Origin of the sequence: Actinoplanes sp. NBRC 103695 (genome assembly GCF_030269485.1) — a bacterium.
In the GTDB taxonomy this organism is placed as follows: Bacteria; Actinomycetota; Actinomycetes; order Mycobacteriales; family Micromonosporaceae; genus Actinoplanes.
On the sequence record NZ_BSTL01000039.1, the window covers coordinates 1 to 17,155 of the forward strand.

Consider the following 17,155-nt stretch of genomic DNA (forward strand, 5'->3'; position numbering starts at 1 on the left):
CCCGACGGCCGCGCCCCCGGGAGGGCGACACGCACACACCGACAACGAACAACTCGCACTACAACGCTAAACACAACAACACAAACAAGATCCGGGACGGCAACCCAAACCCGTCCCGGATCTTTGCCTTGCCCACGGCCGTCGCCTTTTGGTCCTGCGCCACGCGTCAGGGCTGCCTGCGCCACGCGTCAGGGCTGGGGTCGGCGCATCGCGGTGTCCTGCGCCTGGTGGTGGGCCGCTTGTCCTGCGCCGCGCCGCCGGGGCGGGTCAGCGCGCCGTGGTGTCCTCCCCGGCGGTGAGCCGCGCGAGCGGGGCGGGCGGGTCAGCGCGCCGTGGTGTCCTCTCCGGTGGTGAGCCGCGCGAGCGGGGCGGGCGGGGCCGCGGCCGGAAGGACGACCCACAGCAGCGCGCCACCGCGTGCGGAGCGGGCGACGGTGACCCGGCCGCTGTGGGCGTCGACGACCCGCTGCACGATCGACAGCCCCAGCCCGGATCCCGGCAACGCCCGGGCGCTGTCGGCACGGTAGAACCGATCGAACACCCGCGGTACGTCGGCGGCGTCGATGCCCGGCCCGGCGTCGTCGACCTCGAGCACCGCCGACGCGCCCGCGGCACGGAGCCGGACCTGGACCGGCTGGTCCGCGGGGGACCACTTGCCGGCGTTGTCGATGAGGTTGAGCACCGCCCGTTGGAGCGCAGCGGGACGCCCGCTCACCCACACGGAGGCCACGTCGAGCGCGACCTCGATGTCAGGCGCGCGGGAACGCGCCTGGGTCGCGGCGGCCACCACCACGTCGGCGAGGTCGAGCAACTCGGTGCTCTCGTCGCTGACGTCCCCGCGCGCCACCTCGGTCAGCTCGGTGGCAAGGGTGCTCAACTCGGCCACCTGGGCGCCGAGATCGTTGAGCAGCCGGGTCCGGCTCTCCGCCGACAGTGCGCTGTCCAGGGTGCCGCGCCGGTCGAGCCGGACCAGCAGCTCGATGTTGAGGCGCAGGCTGGTGAGCGGGGTCTTGAGCTCGTGGGCGGCGTCCTCGGCGAGCAGCCGCTGGGCTCGCCGGGAGTCCCGGAGCGCGGCGAGCATGTCGTTGATCGCCTGGATCAGCCGCCGGATCTCCCCACCACCCTCATCCGGGATGTCGGCGTCGAGATCCCGGGTGTGCGCGACACGTACCGCGGCGGCGGTCAGCCGGTCGATCGGTGCCAGCCCGGTCCGCGCCACGGTGCGTCCGACAAGGGCGCCGCCGACCACGCAGAACAGCCCGATCAGCAGCATGCCGAACCCGAACTGGTTGATCGGGGTGTCGTCGGCGAGGTCGGCCACCTGGACCGCGCCGTTGCCCGCCCGCAGCGTGTAGATGCGGTAGCCGTCGTTCCAGTCGTTGGACTCCAGTAGGTCGGTCGACCCGCCCTGCATCACGCGCCTTGCGTGCTCGCTGACCGGGGGCAGCGCTGGTTGCCCGACCGGCGTCCGGGTCGAGCCGTCGGGCAGGATGACCCGCATCAGCCGGCCGGACCCGGGATACGGCGGTAGCTGGACCTGCGCCAGACCGGCGTGCTCCGCGTTCGTCGCCAGGATGCGGGAGTCGGCGTGTAGCTGATCCTCGGCGGTGGCCCGCAGCTTAGAGTCCATCAGCTCGCTGGCCACCTGGAAGGACACGAACACGCTGACCGCGATGGCCGTCGCCGCGATCACCGTCAGCCTGGTCCGCAGGGACTGACGGCGCCACCATCGGGTCAGCCGGCGCGGTCCCCGGCGGCTGTGCCTGCTCACGGAGGAGTCTCCCGCAACGTGTATCCCAGGCCGCGCAACGTGTAGATCAAACGTGGCTCACCCTCGGCCTCCATCTTGCGGCGCAGGTAGCTCACGTATACCTGGAGGTTGTTGGCGGTGGTGCTCATGTCGAAGCCCCAGATCGCCTCGAACAGCGCGCCGCGGGTCAAGACCCGGGTCGCGTTGCGCACGAGAACCTGCAGCAGGGAGAACTCGGTCCGGGTCAGGTGCAGCGACCGCCCGCCCCGCCACGCCTCGAACCTGTCGGGATCGAGCCGGACGTCGGCGAACGACAGGATTTGCGACTCCTCGTCGGTCGGCGTGCGCCGGCGCAGCAGGGCACGCACCCGGGCCAGCAACTCCTCGGTGGCGAACGGCTTGGGCAGGTAGTCGTCGGCGCCCGCGTCCAGCCCCGCGACCCGGTCGGAGACCTGGTCACGGGCGGTCAGCATCAGCACCGGCAGATCCCGGCCCGCGGCCCGCAACCGCCGGCAGGTCTCCAACCCGCCGAGGCGGGGCATCATCACGTCGAGGATCAGTAGATCCAGCGCGTCACCGTCGGCCCCACCGACCCCGTCGAGCACGGCGAGACCGTTGGCGACGGTGCTGATGTCGTAACCCTCGACCTGGAGCACCCGCTCCAGCGACTCACGGATGGCCGCGTCATCATCCGCGATCATGATCCGCACTCTGGCCCGCCCCCTTCCAGTCGATGCTTTTGCCGCTCATTGTTTCCGATCAACCTGAGGCCAGCATTAGAGCGTCGCTGGGGACCGCGTTCTTCCGGATACGACGTCGATGAACGCCTCCGGCAGTCCGCTGAGGCACGTGGTCCAACGCCGACTCCGCCACCTTCATCGAGATCACCGACCCCCAGCAGACCACCAAACTCGACCGGTGGCACCGGCGACTGACCGAAGGCAGTCTCTGGGCGTGATGAGCGGCTGGCCCGGCCGACTGTCTCCAGGTCCTCCCGAGACCCAAGTGCGCGGATCTGCCGATGAGCGGATGCCCGATTGGATGATCGTCCCTGTGAATTCGCGATCACGGTCGGTATGGTCGAGCCGCGGGCGCGAGCCACGGTGGGAAAGGTGATCAGCCGAGATACGGAGCGTAACGCCGACATGGAGTCCGACGGGCGGCCGATTCCGACATACGAACTGGCGGACGGGCAGGTTCAGTCGAGCTTGCTGTCGTGGATGAAACAATCTTGGATTTCTTCGGGGCCGACATTGTGCGTCGTCGAAGGGTTTTCCGGTCTAGGGAAGACCTATCTCGCGGATAAGCTCCGCGGGGCATTTCACGGGGATTCTGCGCGTGCAGAGATATCTGCGCGTGGCCTGTCGTACGACGACCTGCTGTTGCTTATTTCCGGAGCCCTCGCCGACGAGGCGAATATCACAATTCCGATAGGGTCCAACATCGCGACCGGAATTGTCAGGGCACTGAAGGGGAAACTATTACTGGTAATCGACAACTTTGAACACTGCCTTGACCCGACGGGTAAGGCCAGCGCGGATTTCATGGGATTGGTTCGAAAACTCTGTTCGAGTCCTTCTGCGGGCCGAGTTCTGCTACTGACCTCTCAGATGGTGGATGAGGAGGAGTGGCTGGAGGCTGGCGTTGCACTGCGAAGGATAGGCCCGTACCCGCCACAGCAGGGCGGTGCGCTCCTCATGCAGCTACTGCGCAACCGCAACCGCGATCGGGATGAGGAGATCAAACTCGAAAATGCGGTTGAACTCGCCAGGTGGCTCGGGTGCAATCCTCGAGCCATGCAAGCCTTAGTTGCTGCATTGCAGTTCACGACGCTTGAACGACTCGTTGGTGACGAGCCGGCGATTTCAGACGCAGATTACCGGTTTGTCGGAGATGCTCTCATCAAAAGGCTCGAGCGCCGATTAGTATCCAAGACATTGGACAATCTGGACGCTGATTCACTGCGTTTCGTCCACGCGCTGGCCGTCCACCGAGGTTCTTTTCAGCGACATGCTCTCGAGCTGGCCCGGACTGTGTCAGGCGGCACCGTCGACGCGAACGCGGAGCAGTTGATAATCCTGTTCATCCTGCTGCGGCGAAAGAATTGGTACGCATTAAATCCGACAGTTCGGCAGTTGGCGCTCGAAGCGACTCGACGCGACCCTGGCGAACTGCTTCGTGCACACCGGCTCGCGGCGGACTATTACCTCCGCCCGTTCAAGGCGAAGCGTGTCTCAGTCGCTATCAACGCTGGAAACTTTTTGGAGGCGCGGCATCACCTGTTACTTGCCCGGCGAGAAGGCGAACTGCGCGAGCTGGCCCAGAAATTCGCGCTGCATATTCAGCGGATAAACCTGGCTAGCCACGCAGTTCCGAGTGATCCAGTGCAACTCGACGAACACATTCTGATGCTGCAGGCGGCGTTGGTCGGTGGTAGTCCTTCGCCGCAGCTTAATCTTCGCCTCGCCCGCATGCTCCTGAAGCGAGGGGAGGCAGATGATCAGCGGCTGGCGCTGGCTGAGACTACGGAAATGGTAGCGTCGGCCCGCGCATCAGAAGAGGCGTGGATTCTCCACATCCGTCTCATGGACATGAGCCAAGGGGTGGAGGCCGTCGAGGCCACCTTGACCGACAATTCAGGTGCACCTCGGGATGGCGTTCCCGTAGCTGGATGGGTCGTGCTCAGCGAGCTGATCAACGGGGCCGGCAGGCCACAAGATGCGGTTGCTCTGCTCGAGCGGGTCATCGCCGAGCGTCGTCCGGTGGAACGCGACAAACTTTACCTTAAGGCGGCGTTTTTCCTCGAGTCGTCAGGACGCGGCGTCGATGCCGGCAAAATACTCGAGCGGGGCATCACCGACTGCTCGGACTCTGGGCTCCGGGTAACGCCGCTTTACCTCGCCGGCGTCGAACTTCATGTCCGGCGGGAGGACTATGCCGCGGCCGTCGCGTTGCTCGACGAGGGATTGCGGCGTACGCAGACCGGTCAGAGCTTGTTCACTCTGTACCAGGCCGGCGTCGAACTTCATGTCCGGCGGGAGGACTACGCCGCGGCCGTCGCGTTGCTCGACGAGGGATTGCGGCGTACGCAGACCGATCAGAGCTTGTTCACTCTGTACCAAGCCGGCGTCGAACTTCATGTCCGGCGAGAGGACTACGCCGCGGCCGTCGCGTTGCTCGACGAGGGATTGCAGCGCACTCAGCCTGGTCAGAACCCCATCGACCTTTACCTCGCCGGCATCGAACTTCATGTCCGGCGCAGGGACTATGCCGCCGCCGTCGCGTTGCTCGACGAGGGCCTGCATCGCACCCAACCCGGTCAGAACCCGATCCACCTTTACCTCGCCGGCATCAAACTTCATGTCCGGCGCAGGGACCATGCCGCGGCCGTCGCGTTGCTCGACGAGGGATTGCAGCGCACTCAGCCTGGTCAGAACCCCATCGACCTTTACCTCGCCGGCATCGAACTTCATGTCCGGCGGGAGGACTATGCCGCGGCCGTCGCGTTGCTCGACGAGGGACTGCAACGCATCCAGCCCGATCAGAGCTTGTTCAATCTGTACCAGGCCGGCATCAAACTTCATGTCCGGCGCAGGGACTATGCCGCGGCGATCGCGTTGCTCGACGAGGGATTGCAGCGCACTCAGCCCGGTCAGAGCTTGTTCACTCTGTACCAGGCCGGCGTCGAACTTCATGTCCGGCGGGAGGACTACGCCGCGGCCGTCGCGTTGCTCGACGAGGGATTGCAGCGCACTCAGCCTGGTCAGAACCCGATCCACCTTTACCTCGCCGGTATCGAACTTCATGTCCGGCGCAGGGACTATGCCGCGGCGATCGCGTTGCTCGACGAGGGGCTGCAACGCACCCAACCCGGTCAGAACCCGATCCACCTCTACCTCGCCGGCATCAAACTTCATGTCCGGCGGGAGGACTATGCCGCGGCCGTCGCGTTCCTCGACGAGGGATTGCAGCGCACTCAGCCTGGTCAGAACCCCATCGACCTTTACCTCGCCGGTATCGAACTTCATGTCCGGGGCGAGGACTATGCCGCGGCGATCGCGTTGCTCGACGAGGGCCTGCAACGCATCCAGCCCGATCAGAGCTTGTTCACTCTGTACCAGGCCGGCGTCGAACTTCATACGCGCAATAACGACCTTGATACCGCAATGCACCTCGGGCTCGGCGGCCTTCAGCGCCTTGACGGGGCTCCCAAGCGCTACAAAGTGTCCGAGTCCATGCTGTACGCGATCTCGCAATTCGCTGCCAAAGGGCAACGTGACTCGGACGTGCGTCATTGGTGGAGCGAGATTGGGAAGCGAGTAGCAGGCGAGCAGCTGGAACTCCACCGTATCCTGCAGTTGGCAGCAGAGCATCGATGGCGCGAAGCATTTGAGATTGCCGCAGCAGCCCGACAGGCCAACCCGACCAGTAACATATTCCTGGCGCGTGAAATCTTTTGTGCATTAGCCATGAACGAGCCAGACGCTGCCGCCGAAGCGATCCGCCTGGTCGACTTCAGTAATATTGCTAGTAATGGTGGGAGGCGTCGCCCGATGGCCTGGCTGCTAAGCCTGGCACACGATGCGTTGGGGAATGTCGAGGAATCTTGGGCACTGCTGGCCGATCATTGGGACGTTAGTCGGACAGCCGTAAGGCCGGCGACGGTATGCATTTCACTCTGGCACGAAACACGCAATGATTTCGGTCCGACACCGAGCGGGTTCTTTCCAGTACTCCCTGAGCCGATATTGGCTCTAGGAACTCACGTCGGAGCGGTCGAAGAGTCATCAGACGTTGAACCGCAGTCACCAGAAGGATTGAAGGCGCCGGTGCGTGAAGATCTGCAATCAGTACGGGGCACGATCGACTTCGCGGTCGTCTCCATCCGAGAGGACGAGTTCGTCGCGGTTCTGGACCGGTTTGCACCGGACCGCTACACGATCGGCAGTCAGCGATACGAACTTGGCACGGTGTCTGCCGCGGACGGCCGGCCTTACAAGTTCGCGGCGGTCCGCTGCCTCGAACAGGGTCAGGGATTCGCGCAGCGCGTTGCCACGCACGTAATCCAGGACCTCAAGCCCCGTTGGCTTTTAGTCGTCGGCATCGCTGGAGCAGTGCCCTCGATGGACTTCACTCTTGGCGATGTGGTCTGCGCATCAAGGTTGCACGACTTTTCCGTCCGTGCGGTAAAGGAGGGAAGCCGAGACACGTACAGCATTGCCGGCGGTCCGGTTCACCCACAGGTAGAACGTCTTTTGGCAAGTCTTTCTGCTATATCTCGATCGCTGAAACCTTGGAACTCGGAAATCCTTGTCGGAATGCCGAAGCCGGCACTCGATGTGCCTGATTCCAGTTCAGACAGTTACTACGGCGATAGTGCGTGGAGAGACCGGGTGCGACAGGCGCTGTCACATCATTTCCCACATGGCGAAACCTCTAGGCCGCCATTCGTGACAGCGCAACACGTTGCGGCAAGTGATGTACTTGTCAAGTCCACTGAACTGCTGGGACAGTGGCAGGAATCCGCTCGGGCTGTCGCTGCGGTCGAGATGGAGTTGGGCGGCATATATCTCGCGGCTCGGGGGATCGATGGCGAGATTCCAGTCCTGGCCATCCGAGGCATCAGCGACGTCGTCGGATTAAGACGTGACGAGGTCTGGACCAAATATGCCTGCGCGACCGCCGCCTCTTTCGCGCGCGCTCTCGTCGAGAGCGGAGCGCTGCTATAGGCATTCATGAGGACGCAGTCAGCCGCGGTGCCGGTGGCGCAGGCTTACTCCGGGCATCAGTTCGGCGGGTTCAGCCCGCGGCTCGGTGACGGCGCCGGCAGTCATCTGCGCGTCGGCAGCTTCCAGTACGCCCGTGCCACGGGCGACGTCGATCTCCTGCGCCGGCTCGAGGACCACGCGATCAGCCGGCATTCACGGCGGCCGGTACGCCTACGGCGACCAGCCGGCGGTGGCCGAGTGGAATCTCGCCAGGCTTGCCGAGGCGATCCTTCCCTGCTGCACAACGACGACGAGCAGGCGGTCGCCTTGGACGTGCGGGCCCTGGAAGGATTGCAGGCCGGGGAGTAGGGCCCGCGCAGCTGTTCCACCGTGGCTGATTGCCGCTCAGTGCATGTGTGTACATATTTGGCGCTCGTGACGCCGATTCGAGTCTCGGTAATGGCCCTTACCGATGTGAGAGGCTGGCCAATGTGAACCGACTGGGTGCTGTGACCTCGCCGTATCTGCTCCAGCATGCCGAGAATCCGGTGGACTGGTGGCCGTGGTGCCCTGAGGCGTTCGACGAGGCGCGGCGGCGCGATGTGCCGGTGCTGATCTCGGTGGGCTATGCGGCCTGTCACTGGTGTCATGTGATGGCGCACGAGTCGTTCGAGGACGAGGGTGTCGCCAAGCTGGTCAACGACGGGTTCGTGGCGATCAAGGTGGATCGGGAGGAGCGGCCCGACGTCGACGCCGTCTACATGACCGCCACCCAGGCGATGACCGGGCAGGGTGGCTGGCCGATGACCGTGTTCGCCACGGCCGAGGGGGAGCCGTTCTTCTGCGGGACGTACTTCCCGAAGGTGAACTTCGTGAAGCTGCTGCAGTCGGTCACGACCGCGTGGCGTGACCAGCGGGAACAGGTCGTCAAGCAGGGCGCCGCCGTGGTCGAGGCGGTGGGTGGCGCGCAACTCGTCGGCGGGCCGACCGCGCCGATCTCGGTCGAGCTGCTCGATCGGGCCGCGGACGGGCTGGCCGGCGAGCACGACGACCAGAACGGCGGCTTCGGTGGGGCGCCGAAGTTCCCGCCGCACATGAACATGCTGTTCCAGCTGCGGCGCTTCCAGCGCACGGGGGACCAGCGCGACCTGGAGATCGTCCGGCACACGGCCGAGCAGATGGGCCGCGGCGGGATCTACGACCAGCTGGCCGGCGGGTTCGCCCGGTACGCGGTGGACGCCACGTGGACGGTGCCGCACTTCGAGAAGATGCTGTACGACAACGCGCTGCTGCTGCGGGCGTACACGCAGCTCTGGCGTTTGACCGATGATCTTTTCGCGAAGCGGATCGCGGACGAGACCGCCGCCTTCCTGGTGCGCGACCTGGGCACGACCTCGGGTGGGCTGGCGTCGGCGCTGGATGCGGACACCGACGGGGTCGAGGGCCTGACGTACGCGTGGACGCCGGCGCAGCTGATCGAGGTCCTGGGCGAGGACGACGGCGTCTGGGCGGCGGACCTGTTCGGGGTGACCACGGCCGGGACGTTCGAGCACGGCTCGAGTGTGCTGGTGCTGGCCCGGGACATCGACGCCGCCGACCCGGCCCTGACCGACCGGTGGCGCGAGGTCCGGACGAAGCTGCTGGCCGCCCGGGCTACCCGGCCGCAGCCCGCCCGCGACGACAAGGTGGTCGCCTCCTGGAACGGGCTGGCGATCACGGCCCTCGCCGAGTACGCCCGGCTGACCGGGACGCCCGGCGACGCCGCGGTCGCGCTGGCCGAGGTGCTCGCCGAGCGGCACCTGGTGGACGGGCGGCTGCGGCGGGTGTCCCGCGACGGTGTGGTCGGGACGCCCGCCGGAGTGCTGGAGGACTACGGGTGCGTCGCGGAGGCGTTCTGCGCGGTGCACCAGCTGACCGGTGACGGCCGCTGGCTGACGCTGGCACGCACCCTGCTGGACGTGGCGCTGGAGCGTTTCGGTACCGGGTCGGGCGGGTTCTACGACACCGCCGACGACGCGGAACGGCTGGTCACGCGGCCGGCCGACCCGACCGACAACGCCACGCCGTCGGGGCTGTCGGCGGTCTGCGCGGCGCTGGTGTCCTATGCGGCGCTGAGCGGCGAGGAGCGTTACCGAGCCGCTGCCGACGCGGCCTTGGCGACGGTCGGCCCGCTGATCGGTGGTCACCCTCGATTCGCCGGGTACGCCGCGACGGTCGCGGAGGCGGCGCTGTCCGGCCCGTACGAAATCGCCGTCGCTCTTGATCTCGGTGAAGACGGCTTGCTGGCCGCGGCGCTGAAGCATGCGCCGCCCGGCGCGGTGGTGGTGGCCGGTGAGCCGGACCGTCCCGGCGTCCCGCTGCTGGCCGACCGGCCGCTGCAGGGTGGGGCGACCACCGCGTACGTCTGTCGTGGTTTTGTCTGTGACCGTCCCGCCACGACGGTCGACGACCTGATGGCCCGGTTCGGCGACTGACCCTGGCCGGCCCGCCCGTCCGCCGCCGGGCGACCGCCGTGATGCGCCGAGGATCAGATGCCACCCAGGCCGTTGCCGTTGCTGGCCATGACGCGTACCCCCGATCTCTTCGATGGATTTGATTCACTCTCACCCGGTTCGTGCCGGTGAGGCAACGCAAGAGTCGTGTCCTTGACAGGATGTGCCGGTGAGCACCGTTTTCGGGGAAGTCGCCGATCTCTACGACGAGCAGCGGCCCGGCTACCCGCTGGAGATCGCCGAGGTGGTGCTCGGCTACGCGGGCCGGCCGCCGGCCACGATGGCCGAGGTGGGCGCGGGTACGGGCAAGGCAACGGCCCTGTTCGCCGGCCGCGGCATCGCGATCACCTGCGTCGAACCGGACCCTCGGATGGCCGAGGTGCTGACCGCGCGCTTCCCGTCCGTGACGGTGGCCGCCGCGCCGTTCGAGCGGTGGACGCCGCCGCCCGGTGGCGTGGACCTGCTGACGGCGGCGCTGGCCTGGCACTGGATCGAGCCGGTGACCAGGGCACAGTTGGCCGAGCGGGCGCTGGCCCCCGGCGGCACCCTGGCGCTGATCGGCCGCCGCAGCGTCCACGAGGACGCCGGCCTGGGCGCCGCGATCCGGGCGACGTACGCCCGCCATCCTCCCGACGCCGGTGAGCGCCCGCCGTTGCCGTCGTGGGCGGTCCCGGAGATCCGCGAGCACACCGGCCTGACCGACATCACGACCTGGGAGACGGCGTACGCCACCAGCACGGCGGCCGCGGACGTCCTGCGCAGCGTGCGAACCTTGGGGCCGTTCCTGCGCCGCTCACCGTCGGTTCAGCGCGCGCTGCTGGACGACCTGCGCCGGACACTCGAGGCGTACGGCGCGCCCATCCGGACCAGGGTGGAGACGGCGGTCGTGATGGCCCGGGCCTGAGCCGTAACAGTCGCAGATGATCGGGGCCGGCGGGTCGCCGCCGAGCACCTCGCGGTGCGCCGCCCGCGCCGCCGGGCCGGGCTCGACGCCGAGCTCATCGTCGAGCAGCCGGTAGAGCCGCTGGTAGACGGCCAGCGCCTCGGCGCGGCGCCCGGAACGGTTGAGCACGGTCATCAGGTGCGCCCAGAAATGTTCGCGGAACGGGTGCCGGGCGATCAGGTCGCGGAGTTCGGCGTCCAGGCCGGCGCCGGTCCCGGCGTCCAGGTCCAAGGTGATCCGGCGTTCCAGGGCGTCCAGCCGCAGCTCGGTCAGCCGGGTCGCCTCCACTTCGGCGAGCCACCCCGACGGCACGTCTGCCAGGGGCGGCCCGCGCCACAGGCCGAGTGCCGCACCGAGCAGCACCCGTTCGGTCGCCGGGCCGGCCGCCGCTGCCGCCTCGACGAGGCCGGCGAACCGCAGCGCGTCCACGTCGTCCGGATCGATGACCAGGGTGTAGCCGGCCGGTTCGGTGCGGATCGACCTGCGGCCCAGCAGGCAGCGGAGCCGGGTCAGATAGACGGTGACCGTTCGCCGGGTGTCGATCGGCAGGTCCTCACCCCAGACCACCGCGGCGAGATGGTCGAGCGGTACCGGGCGACCCGCGGACAGTGCGAGCACGGCCAGCACGGTCCGCAGCCGCGGGGCGCTCGGTGTGGCGGGCCGCCCGTTCACCGTCACAGTGAGCGGGCCCAGAATCCCGACGCGTAGTCCGGTCATGCATTCGAGTACACCGGCGGGATCCCGGGGCCGCCTATGCCTTTCGAACGGTGGCGAAAGGCTCGGCACTTCATCTCAGCGGTGTCACACCCACTGGATCGACGACGTCTGGTTGTTGAGGCCGCCGGTGTCCGCCATCGACCCGACGCTGCGGTAGATGCCGTTGCTCGGCGTCCCGAAATCGACGTGCGCGAAGTGGATGTTCGAGCAGTTGCTGTAGTTGTGGAACGACGAGATGCGGTCGTTCCAGTCGTCGCCGACCCAGTTGACCTGCCAGTCGACGTCGTTGGTGTTGTCGCAGCCGTAATCGGCCGTGTAGGTGACGCTGCCTTCGTTCGTCTGCTCGTAGGCCCAGTCGTACTCGATCGACAGCGTCACCGCGAGCTGCGTCGCCCCCGCCTTGTTCAACTCCGTGATCGCGTTGATCCGCTTCTCGAACGCCTTGCTGGCCACCGCGTCGGCCGGGTTCAGCGGCGCGTCCGTGATCCGTCCGCTGGTCGCGGATGCGATGGCCTGCCGGAACGTGCCGTAGCAGGAGGTGGTTTCGTCCGAGACGTTCGTGACGCAGTGCTTCTTGCCGGTCGGCGCCGCCGAGGCGGGCGCGGTGGCCGGCAGCACGAGTGCCGTCCCGGCGAGCCCGGCGATGGCGAGTGCGGTCCAGGTCTTCTTCATGGCATTGCCCTCCGATAGCCGTGATTGCGTTGCCCCTGAGGCAACCAGCGGGGGGCTTCAGTGGTGCTTCATCGGTCGTGGTCTGCCGGGGGCGTGGGCTGTGACCTGGGACGGGTCGCTAGGCTGTGCGGGTCATGGATGGTCGAACAGGGTTGCCCGTCGTGGGCATGGTCGGTGGCGGGCAGCTGGCGCGGATGACGCATCAGGCCGCCATCGCGTTGGGGCAGTCGCTGCGGGTGCTGGCCGAGTCGGCGGACGACAGCGCCGCCCTCGTCGCCGCCGATGTGCGGCTCGGGTCGCATCTCGACCTGGCGGCGCTGCGGGAGTTCGCGGACGGGTGTGACGCGGTCACGTTCGATCACGAGCACGTGCCGGGGGACCACATCCGGGCGCTGGCCGCCGACGGGGTCAAGATCTATCCGCCGGCCGACGCGCTGATCTTCGCGCAGGACAAGGGCCGGATGCGGGAGCGGCTCTCGTCACTCGGCGCGCCGATGCCTGACTGGCGACGGATGACCGGCCTTTCAGATCTGTCGGAAATGTCCGAGAAGCACGGCTGGCCGATCGTCGCGAAGGCGGCTCGCGGCGGCTACGACGGCCGCGGCGTCTGGATGATCAACAGCCTGGACGACGCTTCTTCTCTCCTCGACCGCGACATCATCCTCGAGGAGCGTGTGCCCCTGCGCCGCGAGCTCGCCGCCCTGGTCGCGCGCTCGCCGTTCGGGCAGGTCGCGGCGTACCCGGTGGTCGAGACCGTGCAGCGCGACGGCATCTGCGTCGAGGTGATCGCGCCGGCGCCGGACCTGGCCGAGGCCCGTGCCCTGGAGGCGCAGCAGCTCGCCATCGACCTGGCCACCTCGCTCGGCGTCGTCGGCCTGCTCGCCGTGGAACTCTTCGAGACCGACGCCGGACTGGTCGTCAACGAGCTCGCCATGCGGCCGCACAACTCCGGCCACTGGACCATCGAGGGCGCCCGTACCTCCCAGTTCGAGCAGCACCTGCGCGCGGTCCTGGACTACCCGATGGGGGAGACCACGCTGACCGCCCCGGTCGTCGTGATGGCCAACGTGCTCGGCGGCGCGCCCGGCGGTATCTCGATCGACGAGCGCGTGCACCACCTCTTCGCGGAGGACCCCGGCGCACGCGTGCACCTCTACGGCAAACAGGTCCGGCCCGGCCGCAAGATCGGCCACGTGACGGTGCTGGGCGACGACCTTTCTTCGGTACGCGCGCGGGCCGCCCGCGCCGCGCGATGGTTGCAGGAGGGCGAGTGATGACCCCGGTCGTCGGCATCATCATGGGCAGCGACTCGGACTGGTCCACGATGGAGGCCGCCGCGGTGGCGCTGGCCGAGTTCGAGATCCCGTTCGAGGTGGGCGTGGTCTCGGCCCACCGGACGGTCCGCAAGATGGTCGACTACGCCACCACGGCGGCCGACCGCGGCCTCAAGGTCATCATCACCGGCGCGGGCGGCGCAGCCCACCTGCCCGGCATGGTCGCGTCGATGACCCCGCTGCCGGTGATCGGCGTGCCGGTCCCGCTGAAGTACCTGGACGGCATGGACTCCCTGCTCTCCATCGTGCAGATGCCGGCCGGCGTCCCGGTGGCGACGGTGTCCATCGGCGGCGCGCGCAACGCGGGCCTGCTGGCGGCACGCATCCTCGGCGCGTCCGACCCGGCGATCCGCAAGCGGATGACCGATTTCCAGACGGGCCTCGAGCAGATGGTCGCCGAGAAGGACGCCGCGCTGCGCGCGAAACTGATGAGCTGACTCCGTTCAGTACGAGGTGAGCAGGTCCATCTCGCGCAGGGCGGCCGGCTCGGTGCGGGTGTCCATCACCTTGCCGGTGGGGCTCACCAGGTACAGCTTGGTGCTGGTACCCACCGGGGCGCGGACCAGCAGGTGGTTACTGACCGTCAGGTGGACGCCGAAGTCCCGCCCCTCCGACCTCGGGATGGCCGCGGGGAGCGGTACCTTGTCGCCGGTCGTCATGTCGACCACCGTTCTTCCTCTGCGGACGACGCCGGGGTCGGTGTTGTCGACGCCGGCCAGCGCGTACCGGCCGTTGTCGGAGACTCCCTGCACGCTGAAGCCGCTGTCGGGGCCCTGTTCGTCGCCGTGGGCGACCCGGTGGATCACCGTGCCGTCGTGGCGGGCCACGACGATGTCCTCGTCCTCGCGGTAGGCGACGTACAGCCCGTTGGGCGACCGGGCCACGTAGCCCGTGGTGTCCGCGAACGGCGTACTGCTGATTCTGCCGTTCCGTACGTCGACGACGACCCGGGGCCCGTCGACGGGAGTGATGAGCAGATGCTGGGAGTCGGTCCAGAACGGGCCGCTCCCGCCCCCGCAGTGGATGTCGGGCCGCAGCGTCTTCGCACTCCGGCCGTCGGGCCTCGCCACGATCAGGTCGCCGGGGTGGCCGCCGCCGCCGATCGGGGTGACGTAGGCGATGCGGGACCGGTTCGGCGCGATCGTGAGGCCGCAGGATTCGACGCGCGGCTCGAGCACCCGCGTGGTGCTCGTGCCGTCCAGCCGGTACAGATCCGTGTCGTTCTTCAGGTAGTAGAGGATCTGCGGCACCTTGCGGATGGCCGGTTGCACGAGGCCGGTCGACACCGAGCCGGACGGCCGCGGCGTGACCGCGGTCGACGGTGAGTGGGAGATCGCCGGCAGGACGCCGTCGGCCTTGGGGCCGGGGCGGCCGGCCCAGGCGACGCCGGAGGCGACGGCCACGACCGCGACGGCGGCCGCGGAGGCGGTCAGGACGCGGCGGCGGGTGGTCGCTCGCCGGGAGGTGACGAGTACGCGGTCCCGCAGGTCCACCGCGATGACCTCCTCGGCCAGGTCGGAAAGGTACGAGTGCAGATCGTTGGTCACGACAGGACTCCGTCCCTGCTGTGGAGGTCGGCGAGTTCGGGGGCGACGGCTCGCATCCGGGCGAGCGCCTTCGCGGTCTGGCTCTTGACCGTGCCGATGCTGACCCCGAGCATCTCGGCGGCCTCGCGTTCGGTGCGGTCCTCGAAGAACCGGAGCACCAGCACGGCGCGTTGCTTGGCGCTGAGCCGGCCCAGGGCGGCGCGCAACGTCAGGCGCAGGCTCACCGCTCCGGCGTGGTCGTCGCCGCTGGCCCGGTCCGGCAGGTGCTCGGGCATGACCTCCGCCACCCGGCGCCGGCGCCACCAGGAAACCTGAAGGTGGTACATGGTGCGGCGGGCGTACGACTCGGCGTTCCCGGTGTCCGACAGGTCCTTCCAGGACTGGTGCGTCCTGGCGAGCGCCGACTGGACGAGATCCTCGGCGAGCTGCTGATCGCCGGTCAGCAGGTAGGCCGAACGCAGCAGAGCGTGCGTCCGGGCGCGTACAAATGAGTCGAACTCCTCCATCGATGCTCCCCACTCATGATGAGTCGCCATCCATGACGCTTGCACGGCCGGTGATGGTTGCCGTCGATGTCCGCGACTGGCACGAATCCGGGAGACCACCTGACTCGCCGTCCGCCCATGAGCTGTCCGCCCATGAGCTGACCGCCCATGAGCTGACCGCCCATGAGCTGACCGCCCATGAGCTGACCGCCCATGAGCTGACCGCTCAGTCGAGTCCGGGCACCGCGCCGGCGGCCAGTTCCTCGGCGAACACCGATTGCAGCTCGGCCAGGTGGTCGCGGGCCGCGAGCCTGCCCTCCACCACCGGGCGGACCTGGTCGACCACCAGAGCCTCGGCCTTCGGCGGCAGGAAGGACCAGGTCGCGTAGCCGAACCGGCCCGCGGCGACGGCCTCGGTGACGCCGACGGCCGCCTTCGCGAATATCCTCGGGGACTCCGTCGTCAGGCCGTCCGCGTCCGCGTCGGTCAGCGGGATGTTCCAGTCGCCCGGGACTCGCGCGCCGAACAGGCGGCGCACCCGCGGGTCGAACAGCGCGTCGAACACCCGGGCGGCCTCGTCGGGCACGGCGGTGGCCGCGTTGATGCCGAGCAGGCTCGCCGTACAGAAGACCCACATCGGCGCCGCGACGTCGTTTCGCAAGGCGGGGAACGGCACGACGTCCAGGTGGGTGTTGTCCTCGGGCAGCATGCCGGTCATGGCGGGCACCATCGCGGCCGTCCCGTTCACCACGCGGCCCAGTCCCTGCTCGATGGTGTCGGTGAAGTAGCCGGTCCCGAACCAGCCCCGGTCGAACCAGGAACGCAGCAGCTGGACCGCCTCGACGAACACGTTGTCCGTCCAGGGGAGCTCGCCGTGCAGCGCGGCGCGTACGGCGGCCGGTCCGGCGTAGTGGTTGACGACCAGCGTCCAGAGCAGCTCGGCCGACTCCGGCATGTCCCCGCAGCCGGCGCTGAACGGGGTCAGCCCCCGGCGCATCGCCGCCGCGGCAACGTCTTCGAGCTCGGCGAGCGTGGCCGGCGGCTCGTGCCCGAGGCCGGCGAGGACCCGCGGGTCGAACAGCAGCATCATCGTCTCGGTGCTGCGCGGGAGGCCGAACAGCCGGCCGTCCACGGTGGACATCCGGGTCGCGGGCCGGAGCAGGCGGGAGTGCCAGTCGTACCGATCCGCGTAGGGCGTCAGGTCGAGGAGACGGTTCGCGCCGATCAGCGACCGGAAGTGACCGGCTCGCGGAACCATCAGGATGTCCGGCCCGGTCCCGGACTCCAGCGCCTCGAACGTGCGCTCCCGGGGCCGTGACGTCAGCTCGACGACCTCGAGCAGGACGTCGTCCTGGCCGGCGTTGAACGGCTCGACGAACAGCTCACGGAACTCCCGGCGACTCGGCCCGCTGCCGAGCCACCACACCACCCGCGTCGTCACCGCGTGATCCTATGACGGGAATCAGGAGAGCCGCGGTGAGAACAACCAGCCCGATGACGCCGCGGG

The 17,155-nt window shown here is 68.2% G+C and carries 13 protein-coding genes; 6 read left to right on the forward strand and 7 right to left on the reverse strand.

Annotation, left to right across the window (positions count from 1 at the left end):
* Positions 1 to 322: 322 nt before the first annotated feature.
* A complete protein-coding gene (locus QSK31_RS42675) occupies positions 323 to 1,771 on the reverse strand; it encodes a HAMP domain-containing sensor histidine kinase (protein WP_285690646.1) in 1,449 nt (482 codons plus the stop codon).
* On the reverse strand, positions 1,768 to 2,451 hold the full coding sequence (locus tag QSK31_RS42680; RefSeq protein ID WP_285690647.1) for a response regulator transcription factor: 684 nt from the start codon (positions 2,449 to 2,451) through the stop codon (positions 1,768 to 1,770). Before QSK31_RS42680 ends, QSK31_RS42675 begins: the two co-directional genes overlap by 4 nt.
* Positions 2,452 to 2,787: 336 nt before the next feature.
* On the opposite strand from QSK31_RS42680, the gene QSK31_RS42685 reads away from it, so the two are divergent.
* The 4 genes from QSK31_RS42685 to QSK31_RS42700 all read left to right on the forward strand — a co-directional run bounded on the left by QSK31_RS42685 (position 2,788) and on the right by QSK31_RS42700 (position 10,854).
* Positions 2,788 to 7,479 carry a phosphorylase family protein gene (locus QSK31_RS42685; RefSeq protein WP_285690649.1) on the forward strand — a complete coding sequence of 1,564 codons (4,692 nt, stop codon included), beginning with the start codon at positions 2,788 to 2,790 and terminating at the stop codon, positions 7,477 to 7,479.
* A 6-nt stretch (positions 7,480 to 7,485) separates the two neighbouring features.
* Positions 7,486 to 7,827, forward strand: coding sequence for a hypothetical protein (locus QSK31_RS42690; RefSeq protein WP_285690653.1), 342 nt, complete (start codon positions 7,486 to 7,488; stop codon positions 7,825 to 7,827).
* Between the two features lie 122 nt (positions 7,828 to 7,949).
* Positions 7,950 to 9,932, forward strand: coding sequence for a thioredoxin domain-containing protein (locus QSK31_RS42695; RefSeq protein ID WP_285690655.1), 1,983 nt, complete (start codon positions 7,950 to 7,952; stop codon positions 9,930 to 9,932).
* Positions 9,933 to 10,119: 187 nt separating this feature from the next.
* Positions 10,120 to 10,854 (forward strand): class I SAM-dependent methyltransferase, encoded by a 735-nt coding sequence (locus QSK31_RS42700; protein ID WP_285690657.1) that lies wholly within the window; start codon positions 10,120 to 10,122, stop codon positions 10,852 to 10,854.
* Here the strand turns inward: QSK31_RS42700 and QSK31_RS42705 are convergent.
* Complete coding sequence (locus QSK31_RS42705; RefSeq protein ID WP_285690660.1) at positions 10,744 to 11,610, reverse strand: AfsR/SARP family transcriptional regulator; 867 nt, start codon at positions 11,608 to 11,610, stop codon at positions 10,744 to 10,746. The two genes, QSK31_RS42700 and QSK31_RS42705, sit on opposite strands and share 111 nt — an antisense overlap.
* A gap of 84 nt (positions 11,611 to 11,694) precedes the next feature.
* Positions 11,695 to 12,282, reverse strand: coding sequence for a hypothetical protein (locus QSK31_RS42710; RefSeq protein WP_285690663.1), 588 nt, complete (start codon positions 12,280 to 12,282; stop codon positions 11,695 to 11,697).
* Positions 12,283 to 12,416: 134 nt separating this feature from the next.
* Here QSK31_RS42710 and QSK31_RS42715 point away from each other — a divergent pair, with 134 nt between their 5' ends.
* Positions 12,417 to 13,556 carry a 5-(carboxyamino)imidazole ribonucleotide synthase gene (locus tag QSK31_RS42715; RefSeq protein ID WP_285690666.1) on the forward strand — a complete coding sequence of 380 codons (1,140 nt, stop codon included), beginning with the start codon at positions 12,417 to 12,419 and terminating at the stop codon, positions 13,554 to 13,556.
* Entirely contained in the window at positions 13,556 to 14,053 is a 498-nt protein-coding gene (gene purE / locus QSK31_RS42720; protein ID WP_285690668.1) for a 5-(carboxyamino)imidazole ribonucleotide mutase, read from the forward strand. The genes QSK31_RS42715 and purE overlap by 1 nt, the downstream gene beginning before the upstream one ends.
* A gap of 6 nt (positions 14,054 to 14,059) precedes the next feature.
* On the opposite strand, the gene QSK31_RS42725 is transcribed toward purE, so the two are convergent.
* The 3 genes from QSK31_RS42725 to QSK31_RS42735 form a co-directional block, all read right to left on the reverse strand.
* On the reverse strand, positions 14,060 to 15,163 hold the full coding sequence (locus tag QSK31_RS42725) for a hypothetical protein (protein ID WP_285690670.1): 1,104 nt from the start codon (positions 15,161 to 15,163) through the stop codon (positions 14,060 to 14,062).
* Positions 15,160 to 15,669, reverse strand: coding sequence for a SigE family RNA polymerase sigma factor (locus QSK31_RS42730; RefSeq protein WP_285690672.1), 510 nt, complete (start codon positions 15,667 to 15,669; stop codon positions 15,160 to 15,162). The genes QSK31_RS42725 and QSK31_RS42730 overlap by 4 nt, the downstream gene beginning before the upstream one ends.
* Before the next feature lie 205 nt (positions 15,670 to 15,874).
* Positions 15,875 to 17,089, reverse strand: coding sequence for an ABC transporter substrate-binding protein (locus QSK31_RS42735; RefSeq protein WP_285690676.1), 1,215 nt, complete (start codon positions 17,087 to 17,089; stop codon positions 15,875 to 15,877).
* Positions 17,090 to 17,155: the final 66 nt, after the last annotated feature.

Bases quoted from the DNA above. Each gene is read 5' to 3' on its own strand.
- QSK31_RS42680 (WP_285690647.1), bottom strand. From the start codon at position 2,451: ATGATCGCGGATGATGACGCGGCCATCCGTGAGTCGCTGGAGCGGGTG.
- QSK31_RS42690 (WP_285690653.1), top strand. From the start codon at position 7,486: ATGAGGACGCAGTCAGCCGCGGTGCCGGTGGCGCAGGCTTACTCCGGG.
- QSK31_RS42705 (WP_285690660.1), bottom strand. From the start codon at position 11,610: ATGACCGGACTACGCGTCGGGATTCTGGGCCCGCTCACTGTGACGGTG.
- QSK31_RS42710 (WP_285690663.1), bottom strand. From the start codon at position 12,282: ATGAAGAAGACCTGGACCGCACTCGCCATCGCCGGGCTCGCCGGGACG.
- QSK31_RS42715 (WP_285690666.1), top strand. From the start codon at position 12,417: ATGGATGGTCGAACAGGGTTGCCCGTCGTGGGCATGGTCGGTGGCGGG.
- purE (WP_285690668.1), top strand. From the start codon at position 13,556: ATGACCCCGGTCGTCGGCATCATCATGGGCAGCGACTCGGACTGGTCC.
- QSK31_RS42730 (WP_285690672.1), bottom strand. From the start codon at position 15,669: ATGGAGGAGTTCGACTCATTTGTACGCGCCCGGACGCACGCTCTGCTG.